This is a genomic window from Virgibacillus salexigens (genome assembly GCF_000723585.1).
Taxonomy (GTDB): Bacteria; Bacillota; Bacilli; order Bacillales; family Amphibacillaceae; genus Virgibacillus; species Virgibacillus salexigens.
Genome location: NZ_CCDP010000002.1, coordinates 955,494 through 971,378, shown reverse-complemented (window position 1 = coordinate 971,378; position 15,885 = coordinate 955,494). Strand labels below are relative to the sequence as shown.

Sequence of the window (15,885 nt, the reverse complement as noted above, 5' to 3'; positions counted from 1 at the left end):
CTTCCATCTCTTTGTACGATATGTAGAATAATCAGCTTTTTACTAACTATCCTTTGCTGCAATTATGACATATCTATTGTTTTGCGATTTTTGCTTGTTTGAATCATAAAGTAAACTAAGGTCATCATACCATACAAACCTTCTAACTGATTTCTGCTTGTAAATACATTCCCTTCAGACTTATCCTCCCTCACTTTCATTACGACATCTGCCATTGATGAGGAAGCATGATTAGCTGCTCTTGTCGCATTCCCGAGCATGTAGAAAATGGGGCTTAGCTCCTTCACTTGTTTATTCACAGTTTGTAGGGTATCATTACTTGCACTCAATGTATCTCTCGCTTGGCTTGTTAAGTCCTCTACCTGGTTAGGTAAATTTTTAGTGCTCTTCTGTAAATTACTTAAAACGGCAGCTAGCTTATTTAATGGTCTGATTAATAATAAAACGAGAATTAATAATGCAACGCCGATAATCGAAACTCCAATTCCTAACCAATCCATATTCTCCATCCTTTCTTTCTTTTTATGCAGCACCTATGTTCTAGGTAATATCTCAAATTATATGAGTACTGACTTTTCTTTAATATACCACGAAATGGGTATTTGTAAACGAAGAAGCGGTAGGTAAATACTGACTTGAGACATATTTCCAAAGCGTGTCCCATAGAATAGAACAGCATTATTTATTCTAGAAAATGTGAAGTAAAAAACGGCTATATGGAATGGAAAAGGGGACGAGGATAGATGAAACAAGCATATAAATGGATGTTGTGGGGAATAGGTGCACTGATATTATTATATTTAATTCAAATGCCGATTCAACAAAATGAGTCAAGCTGGGTGGGCACATCATTCTCTTTGCCTTTATCTGGAAAGACGATTGTAATCGATCCTGGGCATGGGGGTCCAGATGGTGGGGCTGTTGGGAAGGATGATACACAAGAAAAAGACATCGCTCTAGAAGTGTCGAAGAAATTACAGAAGTACTTACAGCAATCAGGTGCTTTAGTTTATTTAACGCGGGAAGAGGATACCGATCTGGCTGCAAAAGAAACGAAAGGATTAGCACGTAGAAAATCGGAGGATATTCGCAACCGATTGAAATTCATAAAAGATAAAGAAGCTGATTTATTTATTACCATGCATTTAAATGCCTTATCTTCAACACGCTGGAGTGGAGCACAAACATTTTACTATCCAGGTAAAGATGAGAACAAACATTTAGCGAAAATGATACAAGCTGAGATTATTCGTAATTTAGAAAATACAACACGTACTGCGCTTCCAATAAATAGTGTTTATTTATTAAAACATGCGAACATACCAACTGCTTTAGTCGAGATTGGTTTTTTGTCAAATGAACGTGAACGAGAATTGTTAAAATCAGGAGATTATCAACAACAGATGGCCGCGAGCATTTATGAGGGAATCTTACGCTATGCAACCGAAGATATTCCAGAAGAGGAAGAAGAGCAATAACTGTGCCCTCTTTTAAGCTATTGCATATTACTTAGAAATTTCATTTTTTATGTTATACTAGCGTTGTATGCATTTACAAGAAGCATTAGCTGATAAAGGGATGGTGAATTATTATGCTTACAAAAGAAGAGATTATAGAACTGCTTCATCCTGTTAAAGATCCATTTTTACATATAACCCTCGAAAAAACAGACGGTATAAAAGAAATTACAATTAAAGAAGAAAAGAAACATGTCAGTGTAAAGATAGCAATTGCTAAAACCAATACGGCTGAACAGATGCAGCTTCAACAAGAGATTGTAGGTATTCTAAAGAAAAATGGAGCATCTACGGTAGGGTTGCGTTTTGAACAATTACCCGATGAGATGATACAAAAATATCAACCTGCAGCAGAAAAAGAACAAGAAGCGGCATTGATGGGAGGGAATACGAATACCAATTTTATTGCTGTATCAAGTGGTAAAGGTGGTGTCGGTAAATCAACGGTTACTGTCAATTTAGCCATCTCCCTAATGCGGTTAGGTAAAAAAGTCGGAATCATTGATGCAGATATTTATGGTTTCAGTGTACCCGATATGATGGGAGTCGAAGAGCGCCCACAAGTTCGTGGTGAAAAAATTATCCCTGTGGAACGTTTTGGTGTTAAAGTCATCTCCATGGGTTTCTTTGTAGAAGATAACTCTCCGATTATTTGGAGAGGGCCGATGCTTGGGAAGATGTTGAATAGTTTCTTTAAAGAAGTTGAGTGGGGAGACCTTGATTACTTATTACTTGATCTTCCTCCAGGCACGGGCGATATTGCAATGGATGTCCATGAATTACTTCCAACTTGTAAAGAAGTAATTGTCACTACACCACATCCAACTGCTGCTTTCGTTGCGGCACGCGCCGGTCAAATGGCGTTAAAAACGGAGCATGAAATTTTAGGTGTTATCGAAAATATGGCATATTTTGAAAGCAAAACCACTGGAGAGAAAGAATATGTCTTTGGTAAAGGCGGCGGCCAGAAACTAGCAGAAGTACTGAAAACAAAAGTACTCGGCCAATTACCTTTACAACAACCTTACGAAGAAGAGGATGAGTTTGCTCCATCTATTTACCAGCAGGATCATCCAAATGGACAAGCATACCATAAAATTGCTTCAAAAATTTTAGCCCAAATGGAAGACTAAGCAAAAGCGGACGCAATGAGCGTCCGCTTTTTTAGCCTCCTCCACTGGATTCACCGGCTCCGCCGCCGCCTTCACTACCCTGCTCTTGATTACCTTGCCCATTACCACCACTACCGCCGCTTTGTTTTGCTTGCTTTTCAGCAGCTTTCAGCAATGTTTCTTGCATTTTTTGTTGGAATGTTGGTGTTTCCAATGTTTGTTGTATGGTTTCTTCTAAATGAGCACGGAACTGTTGGCTTTTTACTACCTCCAGCATTTGCTCCGTTATTTCAGGGTTTTGTAATAGTTCCAGCATTTGTTTTTGATATTCTGCATCATTCATTAAATTCTTAATAAGTTTGATATGTTCTTCTTTCATCGATTTAGTATATTCTTTTACAAAATCATTATCTTGAAATAATGTGGTCCACATTTCTTTCCCTTTCTCTGAAACAAGGGCTTCGTTAATGGAGTTTTTCACTACATCTGATTCCATGATGAGATCTTGTTTCATTGCCTCATCTTTCATAATTTCACGTAATGCTTTTTTTCCATCTTCTGTTTGTAGTATATCAACAACCATTTTCTTTGTTGTATCATAATCTCCTTTTTGTTCAGAGGCATTTCCATTGTTGCAGCCACTGACGATTAGGATGACAGATAACATCATTACGGTGATATACATGGACCGAATCATACGGAAATCCTCCTTCCTTTTCACCTTTAATATGCGTGCTAATAAAGAAAATTATTCGCTAATAGGAGGAAAAATTAGGCCCTTCGTGATAAAATACCAATGGAAAGCATTATCAAGGGATAGTTAATAAATGGTATTTTACATAGTAGTGGGAGGAAGCTATTTTGAATAGTCGAAAATTAGTGCATTTCTTTTTCAAAACGTTGTTTATTGGTGGAATTGCAGGACTTGTTACTAGCTTTTTTGTGAAAGCGGATGATTATGCTGCATTTCTAAATCCGTTTGATTTAATGGAGATTTTTGGACTTGTTATATTTTTTATTGGTATCGGATTTGTGTTTAGTGTCGTCAGCCAAACAGGATTTTTTGCTTATTTATTCATTCATCGATTTGGTCTAGGAATGTTTCGTTCATTTTGGCCAACAGTACAAGTGCTACTCATTGCTTTTGTCGTTTTTGATTTAGTTTACTTTCCATATAAAGCTACAGATGGTGAAGTTGCTTTATACTGGTATATCCTCATGTCGGCGGCAATTTTAGGGTATGGTTGGATTGTGGCAAAGATTAAAGCGAATGAAACAAACAAACAGGCGTTTATTCCTGCTTTATTCCTAATGGTCGTGATAACAACGATTGAATGGGTACCGGGGTTACGAACAGAAGGAACTGATTACGCATGGTTAATGATTATTCCGTTATTAGCTTGCAATACATATCAGCTTTTAGCATTGCATAGAATCAATAATCGTGTCGATGATAAGAGTAAAAAATCAACATCAAAAACTTTAACGAAAGATAAAATCCAGACAAGCAAAGGATAATAAACGTCGATAAGAGTGATACTCTTATCGACGTTTTCATATAAGAAAATTTATTCTACAAGCTTGGGTTCAGCATGTGCTTGATTAATCAACTCTGTAATGGATACAAATGAAAAACCTTTATTTTTCAAACCAGGAAGGATTGTTTTTAATGCATTTGCTGTTTGTTTTGCGGAATCAGAAGCATGAAGTAACAGGATATCCCCATTCGTAGTAGATTTCATAACAGTATCTACGATGGTATCTGTACCAGGATTTTTCCAATCATTCGTATTGACATTCCAATGAATCACCTTATAATCCATATTTTCGGCCAACTCAATTACTTCTTTATTAAAATGTCCGCTTGGTGGCCGCAAAAGATCTACATCTTCATAGCCTAGTTTATCAAATGCTTCCCTTGCTTTTCTTAAATCTGCCTTAACTTGATCTATATTTTGATCTAAGTAACTCTTATATTGATAACCAAGAATGCCGAGGTCGTGTTTATCTTCTGTGATTTTTTCTAAGATATCTGGATGCCTTTCTGCCCACTCCCCATTCACGAAAAACGTAGCTTGTACATTTTTTTCATTAAGTTGATTTAATATATCGTGAACTCTATCTTCTCCCCAGCTTATATTAAAGGTTAAAGCAATATTACTTTCATTTGCATTTCCTTTTGTCATTGCGCTTGGTTGATTATTGGAAAATACCGAAAAGCTTCCATCTCTTTCAAACCAAATAAATGTAGCTGTAAATAAAGCAAATAATACCACAACAAGCCATCGCTTCCATTTATTAAATCTCCATACATAAAAATGCTGCATCTTTTTCCCCTCCTTTATACAACTTGTCCTTAATAAATGCATATGAGCTTATATGAGATTTAAGAACAAAAAGATATAAAAGTAGAAAGATGATGGATGAAAAAGCGGTCTTTAAGGAATAGTATATAGTAGTTAAATGTTAGCGAAGAACCGACAAATTTTTAGTTTTATTGCGAATACATTTGATAGAACGATTTTTCAACAGTATCCCAATTGATTAGAAAAACACGAGGTGAACGTAGTGCTTGGCTTATTAATTAATGAGATAGAACAGAAGGAAATGGAATATCTATTAAGACGAGAGTTAGAAGAAATATTAATGGATTTAGAAGATCAACGTATTGACCATATGGTAAAAAGAGCCATGAAAGAGAGATATAATATTCTATTTCAACTATTCCGTAGGGTGGCAAGTGAGAGTGAATGCATAAAATATATGCCAAAACGTAGCGAAAATCAATAACGGTTAAAGTGAATTTCCTAACGTGCTTTAATTTTGGAGATTCACTTTTTATGCTTTTCGAATTAAAGCATATAGCATTTTTTGACGAAAAATTATATTTTTTTATTTTCACCTATTGATCTCCATAAATTTATATGCTATATTAGTTTCTGTTGTCAACAAGGCATGGCAACAACCCAATGAAGTATTTAATTAAATAACTTAAAAAAAGTTATTGACAAACACTTCGAATCATGATAAATTATATCTTGTCGCAAAAAACGACAAAACAATTAATTGCTCTTTGAAAACTGAACAAAACAACCAGTATGTCAAGAAAAACAGGTAACCTGTTATTTCTATAAAACAACCAGAAGGCAACTTCTGGAGAAGCTAAGAAGAATGATTAACGGTGGAAGCGTGGTGACACGTGGAGCTGACGAATACTAATCGATCGAGGACTTAACTAACCAATTTGGCTTTGAAACGTCGTTGAATGATCTCTTATTTAGTTTTTAGGGTACAAATCCCTACATATTTTTTGAAATTGTACTTGATTTTTTCCAAGAAACAATTATAATAATGGTTGTCACTGTTTTTTCGACAATCACTTGGCAGATATCATTGTCTGGTAGCAATAGCGGAGAGGTCACACCTGTTCCCATGCCGAACACAGTAGTTAAGCTCTCCAGCGCCGATGGTAGTTGGGGCTTTGCCCCTGCAAGAGTAGGACGCCGCCAGGCAAGGAAAATCCTAATTGGAATTATTCCACAGTAGCTCAGTGGTAGAGCTATCGGCTGTTAACCGATCGGTCGTAGGTTCGAATCCTACCTGTGGAGCCATTTTTATGCTTCCATAGCTCAGTCGGTAGAGCACCACCATGGTAAGGTGGGGGTCAGCGGTTCAAGTCCGCTTGGAAGCTCTCTTAAAAACGTTAATATTATAGGCTTTTACTCTTCATTGGGTGAAAGCCTATTTTTGTTATCAATAGAGGAAGCCCCTTATAAATTTCTTGCTAAGAAGAAGTACTGGACGTCGTATTAATATAACTACAAGAAATTTATTTTCACGCTTACCTTGTCCAGGCTAGCAGGTATGCAGTGAACGAAAGAAGTAAAAATATCTAACATTTGATGCGGTGTTTATATACTATAATAAACCTATAATAATTTGTTATATGTAAAAATTCGGAATAATATTGAAATAATTACCTTTTTATGAGATCATTCTATGTAAATAAATAGGAGAGGGAGATTTCATGAAAAAAGTTTATTCCATTTTAACTATTATGGCGATTTTATTATCATTTTCAGTAAATCAAGCATTTGCATCAACAAAAACTGAAAATGAATTAAACCAAGAGAAAATGTTAGCAGAATTAGATAATTTTGAAGAAATTCAAGATAAAAATAGCCTTGATGAGCTAAAATCAAAATTCGATGAATTTTCCACGACTTTAGAGATTGACAATAATTTATTCAAGTATGATAATGCAAAAGCATACAATGTTAAAGAATCCAATATTAAAGCTTTAACTATTCCAGTGACTGATGGGGAAAATTATAATGAAATTAGTAATATCTCCGTTTATTTTGATAGTAATGGAGAAGTATTACATTATACAGAGTTATACGTATCTAAATCTGATAAAGGTACATTTGAAATTGAACTACTACTAAACGGTAAAGTCCAAGCACAAAAAATTACAGATGAAAAATTTACAACTGCTAAAGAATACCAAGAAAAACATGGTGGAGAAATTCAACCAATGGGTGTAAACTGGGATAATTTCTTAGAATGTATGGGTATAACAGGGATAGCAGCTGGTTTCATTTCTTCCGTCTGTGGCTTTGCTTGTGCCCTTACCGCTGGAACTGCTTGTATAGTATGCGCAGCAGGCGTATTAGGGTTTAATTCTGGCGCTATTGGAGGTTGTTTAGCAGGAAGTTGGGAATAATAATAAATAAGTAAGTGGGTGAAATAAATGGAATTTATAGTATCAGCCGTATTAACCTTAATGATGATTTCCATTGGAGTTATTTCTAGAAGAAATAAACAAAAGAACAAAATTGCCGCAGCATATTTATTCTTAGTTGTAGCATCTGCTTCCCTAGCTGTATACTTTAATAATATGTATTCTTTAGTATTATATGGGCTGGCTTTATTATCAAGCCTACTTGCATTTGTATTTGCTCTTAAAATGAAAAAAAATTATAGTACTCAATAGTGAATGTAATAAAACCTCACTCTATTAATGTAGAGTGAGGTTTTATTATAACTATAAATAGTGAACATTGGAAAGTTTCTTTAAGTAAACCTTACATAAGTCCGATTAGCAGTAATGTACAAACCACTGTAAATATAGTCACCTCTATAAAGAAACTAATCAAATTGTGTCTGAACAATTAGATGATATTCTCCAATTAAATGCCATTAAAAACAAGTAAAAAAACATCAAAATATCCTAATAGAAACAGTCATGACTCCTAAGATACTACCCAATTGGTGCACAAGGGTTACTAAGGAGGATATCTCATTGTCGTACGTGAGATGTTGCATTTGATCAAGAAAGGAGAGAATTCTTACCGAATACAGTGAAGGCAAAGGAAGGATTTTTCCCAAGGATATTTTGGCGATATTGCATGACAAGGGTATCACTATTTCTAGTCCTATCATCCCAAAGAACTAAAGCAGAAGAATATTATTTATTTGGTTAAAGAAGAAAGCGAAATTTTTATCTATTTAATAAAGCAGGTTTTTAAGTAATTTTAAGCTGGTTTAAAAAGATGATGGAAAATTAATACACACTGCCATCAAAAAAGAAAAGGCGGATATAGTCAAGTTGAGCATAATAGTTTTATTATATTATCCCATGAAAAAAGGCTTTTGTTTATTTCACAAAAGCCTTTCCCTTTATTATTTAATCTTCATTATTTGTACGAATATATTCAAATGAATAAATATGCGTTTTTGTTAAATCAATAACTTCCTCTATAAATTCTTCTTGAGTTTCCTTGAAACCATTTAGAATCCAATTGTTGAACCGAATCCGATGAAACGCTTTGGAAAACCAGAAGAAGTGGGGTACTTGGTTGCATTTTTATTGTCTAATCAAGCTAGTTTTATTAATGCGGCTGTTGTTCCTATTGATGGAGGTCAATCGTATAAATATTAAAGATAAATTGAAGTAATATCAAGAACTCCCTATCTGTAAAAGATGGGGAGTTTTTTCTTAAGCTCAAAACTGGTTATCTTTTAATGTAAATGGCTTATTGGAATCATATAAGAGCTTATTCTCATACATTTCTAACCTATGGCATGCGAAGTCATACTCTACGTTAAATAATTCCATCATTTGATAAGGGGAAACCATGCCAATTTGTTGTAACATGAATGTTGGTATGCATAAATGATAGCTAAAATATTTTGCCTGCCATTCTTGCAGCTCAACAAATAAGTGAGGCATATGTTCTTGTCTTCCTGCGTGCCAAAGATTGTGAGCAATTTCATGAGTGAATTCCTGCCACTGTGTTTGTTTATTCTTGGTTTTATTTAAGAAAATCAAGTTTCTACCACCTTTACAAACACTTTCGCTGCTGAATTCCCAAAAATAAACGGAGATACCCAAGGTATTGGAGAGGGTTTTTATTTTTAATTCATGCGGTGTATGAATGCCTACTTCTGTTAAAAGACGCCTAATATAGTCTTCCGTTCTTGAGTAAATAATCATTGCTTCCCCCCTTTTAAAAGAATGTGTGTTCTTATTTCGTTAAAATTAATGGTGTACATTCATGTACACCGAAAGATAGATACATATTATGTCAATATTCTTCTTTAAATGCTTCCCAAATCCGTTTGAGGCGACGAAGATCTTCTTCGTTATTCTTTGGTAATTCCTTGTACCACCTTTCCAGTGATGGATCATTACGGAAGGCTGCAAATGCTTCTTCTTCGGATAATGTTGGCTGATCCGACCTTCCTAATAGAAAATCCGTAGTAACTCCTAATTTCGTCGCAAATCTGTCTAGTTTGTGGTCTTTAATGGATCGCTCTCCCAATTCAATTCGATTCATCACGCTAACATTTAAGCCAACTTGTTTGGCTAATTCACGCTGACTCCAATTTTGGTCTTCTCTTAATTCAATGATTCTCTTTCCTATATCCACGCAAACTCCGCTTTCTATGTAACAGTTACATCGTAACATTATTTCTAAAAGAGAAAAAAGTTCTGCTTAAAATGCAAGAACAGAATTTGACATTTCTATTTTAGCAATGTAATATGAGAACAAACGTTCTATAAGAAATATATGGTAATTGTAAAGGAGGGATGTCAATGAACAAAAATCATACAGACAATCATGATATTTGTTGGATTGTGAATGAATATCGAAATGATCAACGTACCGGTGCTTTATCTCCGATCGTTAGAAGTGATTATGCTCAATTACTTTTTGATAAGGGGGCTGGTTTTCATGAACAAAGAAGAAATCGAGAGCATCTTGAGGGATTACAATTGGATGATAAAAGAAATTAATAGGCAGCATGCTATAGTAAGTAATGGTGTAGAAACTAGAATGGTGGCTAAATCTGGAATTGAATCAACCCTTCCTCGTGCTAGAGGAGGTGTGAGTGATCCGGTTGCTAAAGAAGTCATTCGGAGAGAGAGGAAATATGCGTGGATCACGAAACTTGAACAGAAAGTTATCTATATTCAAGAGCGGTTATCTGCTATTGATGACCCTGAAGAGATAGCGGTATTAGAATGCATCCTAGATGGGATGACAATAACAGCAATTAGTAAATATATGGGATTACCGAGGAAGCGAATATATAACATCAAACGATCAATTATTTACAAGCTTTCCCAATTTACACAGACTCCCGAACATATGTAAAACTAGGAAAGGTAGATATAGAATACAGTTCAATGAAACAAGCTCCATGCCCATAACAACCGCTCTTGTCCGAAATGACATTAAACTAATAATTGTACGAATAAATTAGTAGTCGTAAATGCGTCCATACGTAATTTAGGGCTTTTTTTAATGGGGGTGAAAGAATAATGCTTTTGTAAACTATCAATTTGGTATTGTGATGATTCTTAATCCTCTTTAACCAATTTTGTCAGATAAGGAGGGGGAGTCGTTGAAAGAAAAGGTATCCTGGGAAGAAATAATCCAACAGGATATAGATGTAATTAAAACAGAGCAGAATGATCTAAAGCAAAGCATAAACGAATTAAAGCTCAAAGACCTAGAGCATGATAAAGAGATATTTGCGCTACGTCAGACATTAAATGAAATAAAGGAAGATACGAAATGGATTAGGAGAATGGTCACAAAGGCAATCGTGTCAGCTGTTGTTACTGGGCTGATCGGTGGTTCCTTAGCATTGTTTTTCACAAGTGTCTTTCAAGGAGGTTAAATGATGGACAAGGCTACATGGGTGCGTACCATAGTTTTGCTTTTGGCGTTAATAAACCAATTTCTTATCGCCTTTAACCTACATCCCATACCGGGCAGCCAAGAGAGGTGGGGAGAGGTCATTTCCTTGCTATTCACGGCAGTTGCAAGCGGATGGGCATGGTTTAAAAACAACTATGTAACTGTTAAGGGAAAGCAGCAACAACAAGTATTAAAACAATCAAAACTTATTTCGTAGTCAAACGGCTAGTTCACTTGGACAAGCCGTTTTTCTATATAAAAATACTAATTGGAGGAGATACTATGACAAAATTATTTATTGATGCAGGACATGGCGGCTCTGATCCAGGAGCTGTAGGGAATGGTTTACAAGAAAAGAACGTTACATTAGCTATTGCACTAAAACTAAGAGATATTTTAAATAGTGATTATGAGGGTCACTCTGTGATGCTATCCCGAACGACTGACCAGACGTTATCCCTAGATCAACGAACAGCAATGGCAAATAGTTGGGGGGCAGATTATCTTGTTTCCGTTCATATAAATGCTGGTGGGGGGACAGGATTTGAATCGTATACGTTTAATGGTAACTACGAAGGAAAGGAAGAAACAAATCGGTTACGTCGTTTGGTGCATCATGCGATAGTGGCTGAAACGGATTTTAGAGACCGTGGCATAAAAGAAGCAAATTTTCATATGTTGAGAGAATCAGCAATGCCAGCTGTGCTCACAGAAAATGGGTTCATTGATAATACTTCGGATGCTGCGGCATTAAAAAGTGATACCTTTCTTACAGCAATAGCCCGTGGACATGCAGTTGGGCTCGCTAACGCATTTGGTCTAGTAGAATCTACCAATGACAATGAGAAATTTGTTGAAGTGTTAGTAGATTCCCTTTGGACCTATCATACAGCGAATTGGGGTGATAAAGCAGTAGTAGTTAATCAAGGAGATGTTTTTACTGTCATTCAGGACAGGTTCCCAGTAGATGGCGGGTATATGTATCAGATTAAAAGTGGTTTATATATTACGGCGAATCCTAGTTATGTTCGCTATTACACGAGATAATTTATTGCCCCCACAGCAACGTGGGGGCTATTTTTTAGTTTTATCCTCTTGCTCGAAATATAGATCCAATCCCTTTAATTGTTCCCGTGTTGCTTTTATTTTTGCTAAATGCTGATATCGGTAAGTGTTTTGTTGTTTAATTGCTTTATGACGCCACCATAAAAATTTTAAATAGATAGGGTGCAAGAAAAACAGCTGTTTCGATGGCTGGGTTAACCTTTCCAAGTGTTTATAGTCATACGATTTTCGTCCCCTATGAACATTGCTTGCCAAATATTTATGGCCGAAAAAATCCATATAAACGAGCATATATTGAACATCATGTTCGAAACTCTCCTCTTTCGTAATGGTAAATTCTATTGCTGTATCAGGTTGTATTTCTCGTTCTGGTTTAGACATATAATATTGTGTTCGATTGTTTACGTCTTTTTCTTTTAATAATAAGAAGGAATCAATGCATACACCATTACCAAGGTTCTTTACTGTAATATTAAAGCGGCTTTCATCCATCTGATTAGATTGTCTCAATTTATTACTAGTTATTGTAATTACGGGTGCATGATTTGCTTGAAACTGCAAACGTGCTAAATATAGTGTGAGTAGTGAAATGGGATACAAGATAATGCTAATCAATTCAGTAGTTCCTAGATCTTGATTTTTCACACTGAAATAGAATAAAGCAGTTATCACACAAATTAAGATGAGTAATTTGAAAACTTGTATCACCCCATATTATATATATCATGCGAGAACAGGAAATATGTTCCAAAATGAAAAGGCTGTTGCCTATTCTTTCTTACAGCAAAAGCGCTTATCTTTTATTGGTATCCGTAGCCTAGATAATAATAATTAGGGTAGGGTTGCATGTATCCATATTGTGGAACAGTATACGGATAATTTGTATTAGTTTCAGGGTAATATGGCTGGGAATAACCTTGATGGTCTTCTCTTTCTCTTGTGCATTCATCCGTTGGTCCAATAATAACGGATTCGTTAATAGGAGCGATTGCTTCCTTCCAAGTTTCAGGATCTAAGCAATACGTATGTGCCATGATTTCAACAGGCGTTTTTGTAAGTATATCCGATCCAAGAATATATTCTGGATAAGGCGCATCAAAGATGGCAAAAAGATGCGTATTATTATTGGTTGCTTCCTCCCAATGCCACCATCCTTGAGGGATATTTGCTACTTGCCCAGGTGTTATAGGGATGTTAGAAACTTCATTATTGAAAGGATTAATTAGAGAGACAACAGCTGACCCACTGATACAATATACAAGCTCTGAAGCATTTTGATGATAATGAGGCTCAACAACACGTCCATTACTTAAGTAGATATCAAGCATCGACACATTACCTAGTGTATTTAATTCATTTCGTCCCAATTGATTAATGTAATTTTCATCATTTCTAGTAAATAAGCGGTTTTTGTTTACATCAGAAAAAAACGCTACACCTGGTTTTGTATAGTCCATATAAGAAGTTGGCATAAGTACGTTCAACTCCCTTTCATAATAATAGTTACAAACATATCCTATGTATGGGCGTTAAAAGTGTGACAGATGCCTAATAATTCGTATTTTAGTGGTTTCTTATGATTATTCGTCGATATATCACCATATAACAAACTACAAAAACTAGAAAAGCTAGAATACATAAACTCAGATAATACAACCACCCATCCCCAAGTAAATCTAATGGCGTTTTAGCTGTTGGAGAGGAGGATAGGTATAAATAGTTGGATTGAAATAGAGGATTAATGATAAAACCAATGAATATCGCATAAGCCAATAAATAACCATACGTTTCTAATACTGACCTAAATGTAATTGATTGTACTATAAATAACAGTAAAAATATACTTGTTAGCGATATGGCCATGTGATGAATAAAGAACTTCCAATAACGAAAATGGGGAAAATCATATGGGAGTTCAGGTGTAATTAATGCTAAAAGAGCTGGAATGAATCCAATATAAAAAGTAATGTAGGAGAGCTTCTGACTTTTCGTTGCCAAGGCAATAGCACCTGTAATACTAGCTATACCACAAAGATGAAGAGGTATATGCTCTTGTAAATTCCATATACCAGTTGTTAGTGTCCACCATTGGTAGCTGATTTCAGATAAAATTAAGATAGTGAATAAAAGCCAGCGTGTAAGTTGAACGAAGAATTTTTGGGTGTGTTGGTGATGGGATAAAGCAATAATCAAAACGAATTCCAACGATATAAATAACCAGTATAATTACATGACTAATACCAAATTGATTAAAGGGGGGAGTATGCATCTTCTATCCATCATTCCCTTCATTATGCCATTTCATCTTGACGTCGATAGCTAATAAAGGCGCTTTTCCCAGCTTGTAGGATGAAGCGCCTTTGTTCTCTGTTAACTATAAAAGTAAAAAGGATTAGCCTCCAATAATATGGTAACCGGAATCAACATGAAGTACTTCCCCTGTTATGCCTCTTGATAGTTCACTCATAAAGAATAATGTGGCATCTCCAACTTGATCTTGATCTACATTCTTACGAAGCGGAGCTTTTTCTTCAATCACTCCCATTTTTTCGTTAAAACCAGAGACTCCTTTTGCGGAAAGTGTACGAATTGGACCAGCTGAAACAGCATTTACACGAATCCCATACTTACCCATATCCTCAGCGAGGTAACGAACGCTTGCTTCAAGTGAAGCTTTTGCCACTCCCATCACATTATAGTTCTGGATAACTCGTTCTGCACCAAGGTAGGTTTGGGTAACAATGCTTCCACCTTCTGTCATTAATTCTTTCGCTGCCTTTGTTACGGCTACTAAGGAGTAGGCGCTAATTTCCTGTGCCAGTAAAAAGCCATCTCGCGAGGTGTCAGCATATTCCCCTTGTAATTCATCTCGATTGGCAAAAGCAACAGAGTGTACAACTCCGTGAATAGTTCCAATTTCATCTTTTATCGTGTTGAATGCACTCGTAATACTTTCGTCACTGGCAACATCACAGGATACGACTAATTGAGCTTCGATATCATGTTTCTCCAAAAGCTTTGTTAGCTTTTTGTATGACCGTTCTTGTCTATATGTAAATATAAGATTTGCTCCTGCTTTATGTAAGGATGATGTAATTCCCCAAGCAATACTTCTTTCACTTGCAACACCCATAATAACAATATTCTTTCCTTCTACTAAATGTCCCATCATCGAACCTCCATGATCATTTCTTTCATACATTATAACCTAATCCATATTTCGAAAGAAAGCCTTATCTATTTTGAAGTTATTTATCATCGTAACCTGCTTTATACTCGTCTATACAAACGAATAAAAAGAAATGATAAAAAAATAAAATTTACCCTTTACAAATGATATAGAACTGGGTATAATAAAATTCGTTGGTTTCGACGGAACTTAACAAAGACATCCAAGAATCGACATTTTTAAAAAGATATGGCCCGTTGGTCAAGTGGTTAAGACACCGCCCTTTCACGGCGGTAACACGGGTTCGAATCCCGTACGGGTCACCAACAATACGGAGGATTAGCTCAGCTGGGAGAGCACTTGCCTTACAAGCAAGGGGTCGCAGGTTCGAGCCCTGCATCCTCCACCATATGCCGGCCTAGCTCAACTGGTAGAGCAACTGACTTGTAATCAGTAGGTTGGGGGTTCAAGTCCTCTGGCCGGCACCATTTTTAATTATTAAATGTACGAGCTATTCGTTCATTATAACAACTAGAAATCACTTATTTTTCATATGAGCCATTAGCTCAGTCGGTAGAGCATCTGACTTTTAATCAGAGGGTCGGAGGTTCGAATCCTCCATGGCTCATCAAAGTATCATAACAATAAATAAGAATTAGAAATAAACAAGGTGTTATAACTGTAGCAGCCTTGTTTATTTGCATTTTACGGTGATTTTTTACATAATAGAAACAGTTATTTTTATATATAACATGTGGTATTATGTTACCATGTGCGAGGACTAGGGAATTCAGTAGAAAGATGAGTTT

20 protein-coding genes, 6 tRNA genes, 1 rRNA gene and 1 pseudogene are annotated in these 15,885 nt (G+C 35.8%); 19 read left to right on the top strand and 9 right to left on the bottom strand.

Going from position 1 to position 15,885, the window contains the following annotated elements:
• Positions 1–62: 62 nt before the first annotated feature.
• On the bottom strand, positions 63–500 hold the full coding sequence (locus BN990_RS17690; protein WP_038245900.1) for a DUF948 domain-containing protein: 438 nt from the start codon (positions 498–500) through the stop codon (positions 63–65).
• A gap of 243 nt (positions 501–743) precedes the next feature.
• Between BN990_RS17690 and cwlD the strand changes: the two genes are divergently transcribed.
• Positions 744–1,478, top strand: a complete 735-nt coding sequence (gene cwlD, locus BN990_RS17685; RefSeq protein WP_021292646.1) for an N-acetylmuramoyl-L-alanine amidase CwlD — start codon at positions 744–746, stop codon at positions 1,476–1,478.
• A gap of 113 nt (positions 1,479–1,591) precedes the next feature.
• The gene (locus BN990_RS17680) at positions 1,592–2,650 is read left to right on the top strand and encodes an Mrp/NBP35 family ATP-binding protein (protein ID WP_021292645.1); all 1,059 of its coding nucleotides are present in this window, start codon (positions 1,592–1,594) and stop codon (positions 2,648–2,650) included.
• 31 nt (positions 2,651–2,681) lie between these two features.
• On the opposite strand, the gene gerD is transcribed toward BN990_RS17680, so the two are convergent.
• Entirely contained in the window at positions 2,682–3,326 is a 645-nt protein-coding gene (gene gerD, locus BN990_RS17675) for a spore germination lipoprotein GerD (protein WP_021292644.1), read from the bottom strand.
• Between the two features lie 164 nt (positions 3,327–3,490).
• Between gerD and BN990_RS17670 the strand changes: the two genes are divergently transcribed.
• The gene (locus BN990_RS17670) at positions 3,491–4,147 is read left to right on the top strand and encodes a KinB-signaling pathway activation protein (RefSeq protein ID WP_021292643.1); all 657 of its coding nucleotides are present in this window, start codon (positions 3,491–3,493) and stop codon (positions 4,145–4,147) included.
• A gap of 50 nt (positions 4,148–4,197) precedes the next feature.
• On the opposite strand, the gene pdaB is transcribed toward BN990_RS17670, so the two are convergent.
• The gene (gene pdaB, locus BN990_RS17665) at positions 4,198–4,956 is read right to left on the bottom strand and encodes a polysaccharide deacetylase family sporulation protein PdaB (RefSeq protein ID WP_021292642.1); all 759 of its coding nucleotides are present in this window, start codon (positions 4,954–4,956) and stop codon (positions 4,198–4,200) included.
• Positions 4,957–5,197: 241 nt separating this feature from the next.
• Here pdaB and BN990_RS17660 point away from each other — a divergent pair, with 241 nt between their 5' ends.
• The 7 genes and pseudogenes from BN990_RS17660 to BN990_RS22085 all read left to right on the top strand — a co-directional run.
• The gene (locus BN990_RS17660; protein WP_021292641.1) at positions 5,198–5,419 is read left to right on the top strand and encodes a hypothetical protein; all 222 of its coding nucleotides are present in this window, start codon (positions 5,198–5,200) and stop codon (positions 5,417–5,419) included.
• Between the two features lie 606 nt (positions 5,420–6,025).
• Positions 6,026–6,141, top strand: a 5S ribosomal RNA gene (rrf, locus tag BN990_RS17655).
• 24 nt (positions 6,142–6,165) lie between these two features.
• A tRNA-Asn gene (locus tag BN990_RS17650) sits at positions 6,166–6,240 on the top strand.
• A 7-nt stretch (positions 6,241–6,247) separates the two neighbouring features.
• Positions 6,248–6,320 (top strand) — tRNA-Thr (locus BN990_RS17645).
• Positions 6,321–6,656: 336 nt separating this feature from the next.
• Complete coding sequence (locus BN990_RS17640; protein WP_021290390.1) at positions 6,657–7,355, top strand: hypothetical protein; 699 nt, start codon at positions 6,657–6,659, stop codon at positions 7,353–7,355.
• 27 nt (positions 7,356–7,382) lie between these two features.
• Complete coding sequence (locus BN990_RS17635) at positions 7,383–7,625, top strand: hypothetical protein (protein WP_038245899.1); 243 nt, start codon at positions 7,383–7,385, stop codon at positions 7,623–7,625.
• Positions 7,626–8,435: 810 nt separating this feature from the next.
• A pseudogene (locus BN990_RS22085) lies at positions 8,436–8,573 on the top strand (SDR family oxidoreductase); the annotation flags it as partial.
• Between the two features lie 63 nt (positions 8,574–8,636).
• Here the strand turns inward: BN990_RS22085 and BN990_RS17630 are convergent.
• Both BN990_RS17630 and BN990_RS17625 read right to left on the bottom strand, forming a co-directional pair.
• A complete protein-coding gene (locus BN990_RS17630; protein WP_021290392.1) occupies positions 8,637–9,128 on the bottom strand; it encodes an ImmA/IrrE family metallo-endopeptidase in 492 nt (163 codons plus the stop codon).
• Between the two features lie 91 nt (positions 9,129–9,219).
• Entirely contained in the window at positions 9,220–9,564 is a 345-nt protein-coding gene (locus BN990_RS17625) for a helix-turn-helix domain-containing protein (protein ID WP_021290393.1), read from the bottom strand.
• A 167-nt stretch (positions 9,565–9,731) separates the two neighbouring features.
• Between BN990_RS17625 and BN990_RS17620 the strand changes: the two genes are divergently transcribed.
• From BN990_RS17620 to BN990_RS17600, 5 genes are all read left to right on the top strand, one after another.
• Positions 9,732–9,932, top strand: coding sequence for a hypothetical protein (locus BN990_RS17620; RefSeq protein WP_021290394.1), 201 nt, complete (start codon positions 9,732–9,734; stop codon positions 9,930–9,932).
• Entirely contained in the window at positions 9,871–10,293 is a 423-nt protein-coding gene (locus BN990_RS17615; protein WP_031335339.1) for a hypothetical protein, read from the top strand. The genes BN990_RS17620 and BN990_RS17615 overlap by 62 nt, the downstream gene beginning before the upstream one ends.
• Positions 10,294–10,543: 250 nt before the next feature.
• Positions 10,544–10,822, top strand: a complete 279-nt coding sequence (locus tag BN990_RS17610) for a hemolysin XhlA family protein (protein ID WP_021290396.1) — start codon at positions 10,544–10,546, stop codon at positions 10,820–10,822.
• A gap of 3 nt (positions 10,823–10,825) precedes the next feature.
• Positions 10,826–11,059, top strand: coding sequence for a phage holin (locus BN990_RS17605; protein ID WP_021290397.1), 234 nt, complete (start codon positions 10,826–10,828; stop codon positions 11,057–11,059).
• Between the two features lie 65 nt (positions 11,060–11,124).
• Positions 11,125–11,889, top strand: a complete 765-nt coding sequence (locus tag BN990_RS17600; RefSeq protein WP_021290398.1) for an N-acetylmuramoyl-L-alanine amidase — start codon at positions 11,125–11,127, stop codon at positions 11,887–11,889.
• Positions 11,890–11,916: 27 nt separating this feature from the next.
• Here the strand turns inward: BN990_RS17600 and BN990_RS17595 are convergent, their stop codons facing one another.
• From BN990_RS17595 to fabI, 4 genes are all read right to left on the bottom strand, one after another.
• On the bottom strand, positions 11,917–12,552 hold the full coding sequence (locus BN990_RS17595; RefSeq protein WP_148530726.1) for a glycosyltransferase family 29 protein: 636 nt from the start codon (positions 12,550–12,552) through the stop codon (positions 11,917–11,919).
• Between the two features lie 155 nt (positions 12,553–12,707).
• Positions 12,708–13,379 carry a cupin domain-containing protein gene (locus BN990_RS17590; protein ID WP_021290400.1) on the bottom strand — a complete coding sequence of 224 codons (672 nt, stop codon included), beginning with the start codon at positions 13,377–13,379 and terminating at the stop codon, positions 12,708–12,710.
• Between the two features lie 91 nt (positions 13,380–13,470).
• Entirely contained in the window at positions 13,471–14,112 is a 642-nt protein-coding gene (locus tag BN990_RS17585; RefSeq protein WP_074436693.1) for a YwaF family protein, read from the bottom strand.
• 187 nt (positions 14,113–14,299) lie between these two features.
• Entirely contained in the window at positions 14,300–15,076 is a 777-nt protein-coding gene (gene fabI, locus BN990_RS17580) for an enoyl-ACP reductase FabI (protein WP_021290402.1), read from the bottom strand.
• A gap of 251 nt (positions 15,077–15,327) precedes the next feature.
• Between fabI and BN990_RS17575 the strand changes: the two genes are divergently transcribed.
• From BN990_RS17575 to BN990_RS17560, 4 genes are all read left to right on the top strand, one after another.
• Positions 15,328–15,402: transfer RNA gene (locus tag BN990_RS17575), tRNA-Glu, on the top strand.
• 7 nt (positions 15,403–15,409) lie between these two features.
• Positions 15,410–15,485, top strand: a tRNA-Val gene (locus tag BN990_RS17570).
• Between the two features lie 3 nt (positions 15,486–15,488).
• Positions 15,489–15,564, top strand: a tRNA-Thr gene (locus BN990_RS17565).
• 67 nt (positions 15,565–15,631) lie between these two features.
• Positions 15,632–15,704: transfer RNA gene (locus tag BN990_RS17560), tRNA-Lys, on the top strand.
• The last annotated feature ends 181 nt before the right edge of the window (positions 15,705–15,885 follow it).

Excerpts from the sequence above, each read along its gene's own strand:
- BN990_RS17690 (WP_038245900.1), bottom strand. The coding sequence starts at position 500 with ATGGATTGGTTAGGAATTGGAGTTTCGATTATCGGCGTTGCATTATTA.
- cwlD (WP_021292646.1), top strand. The coding sequence starts at position 744 with ATGAAACAAGCATATAAATGGATGTTGTGGGGAATAGGTGCACTGATA.
- BN990_RS17680 (WP_021292645.1), top strand. The coding sequence starts at position 1,592 with ATGCTTACAAAAGAAGAGATTATAGAACTGCTTCATCCTGTTAAAGAT.
- gerD (WP_021292644.1), bottom strand. The coding sequence starts at position 3,326 with ATGATTCGGTCCATGTATATCACCGTAATGATGTTATCTGTCATCCTA.
- pdaB (WP_021292642.1), bottom strand. The coding sequence starts at position 4,956 with ATGCAGCATTTTTATGTATGGAGATTTAATAAATGGAAGCGATGGCTT.
- BN990_RS17640 (WP_021290390.1), top strand. The coding sequence starts at position 6,657 with ATGAAAAAAGTTTATTCCATTTTAACTATTATGGCGATTTTATTATCA.
- BN990_RS17635 (WP_038245899.1), top strand. The coding sequence starts at position 7,383 with ATGGAATTTATAGTATCAGCCGTATTAACCTTAATGATGATTTCCATT.
- BN990_RS17630 (WP_021290392.1), bottom strand. The coding sequence starts at position 9,128 with ATGATTATTTACTCAAGAACGGAAGACTATATTAGGCGTCTTTTAACA.
- BN990_RS17620 (WP_021290394.1), top strand. The coding sequence starts at position 9,732 with ATGAACAAAAATCATACAGACAATCATGATATTTGTTGGATTGTGAAT.
- BN990_RS17615 (WP_031335339.1), top strand. The coding sequence starts at position 9,871 with ATGAACAAAGAAGAAATCGAGAGCATCTTGAGGGATTACAATTGGATG.
- BN990_RS17605 (WP_021290397.1), top strand. The coding sequence starts at position 10,826 with ATGGACAAGGCTACATGGGTGCGTACCATAGTTTTGCTTTTGGCGTTA.
- BN990_RS17600 (WP_021290398.1), top strand. The coding sequence starts at position 11,125 with ATGACAAAATTATTTATTGATGCAGGACATGGCGGCTCTGATCCAGGA.
- BN990_RS17590 (WP_021290400.1), bottom strand. The coding sequence starts at position 13,379 with ATGCCAACTTCTTATATGGACTATACAAAACCAGGTGTAGCGTTTTTT.
- fabI (WP_021290402.1), bottom strand. The coding sequence starts at position 15,076 with ATGGGACATTTAGTAGAAGGAAAGAATATTGTTATTATGGGTGTTGCA.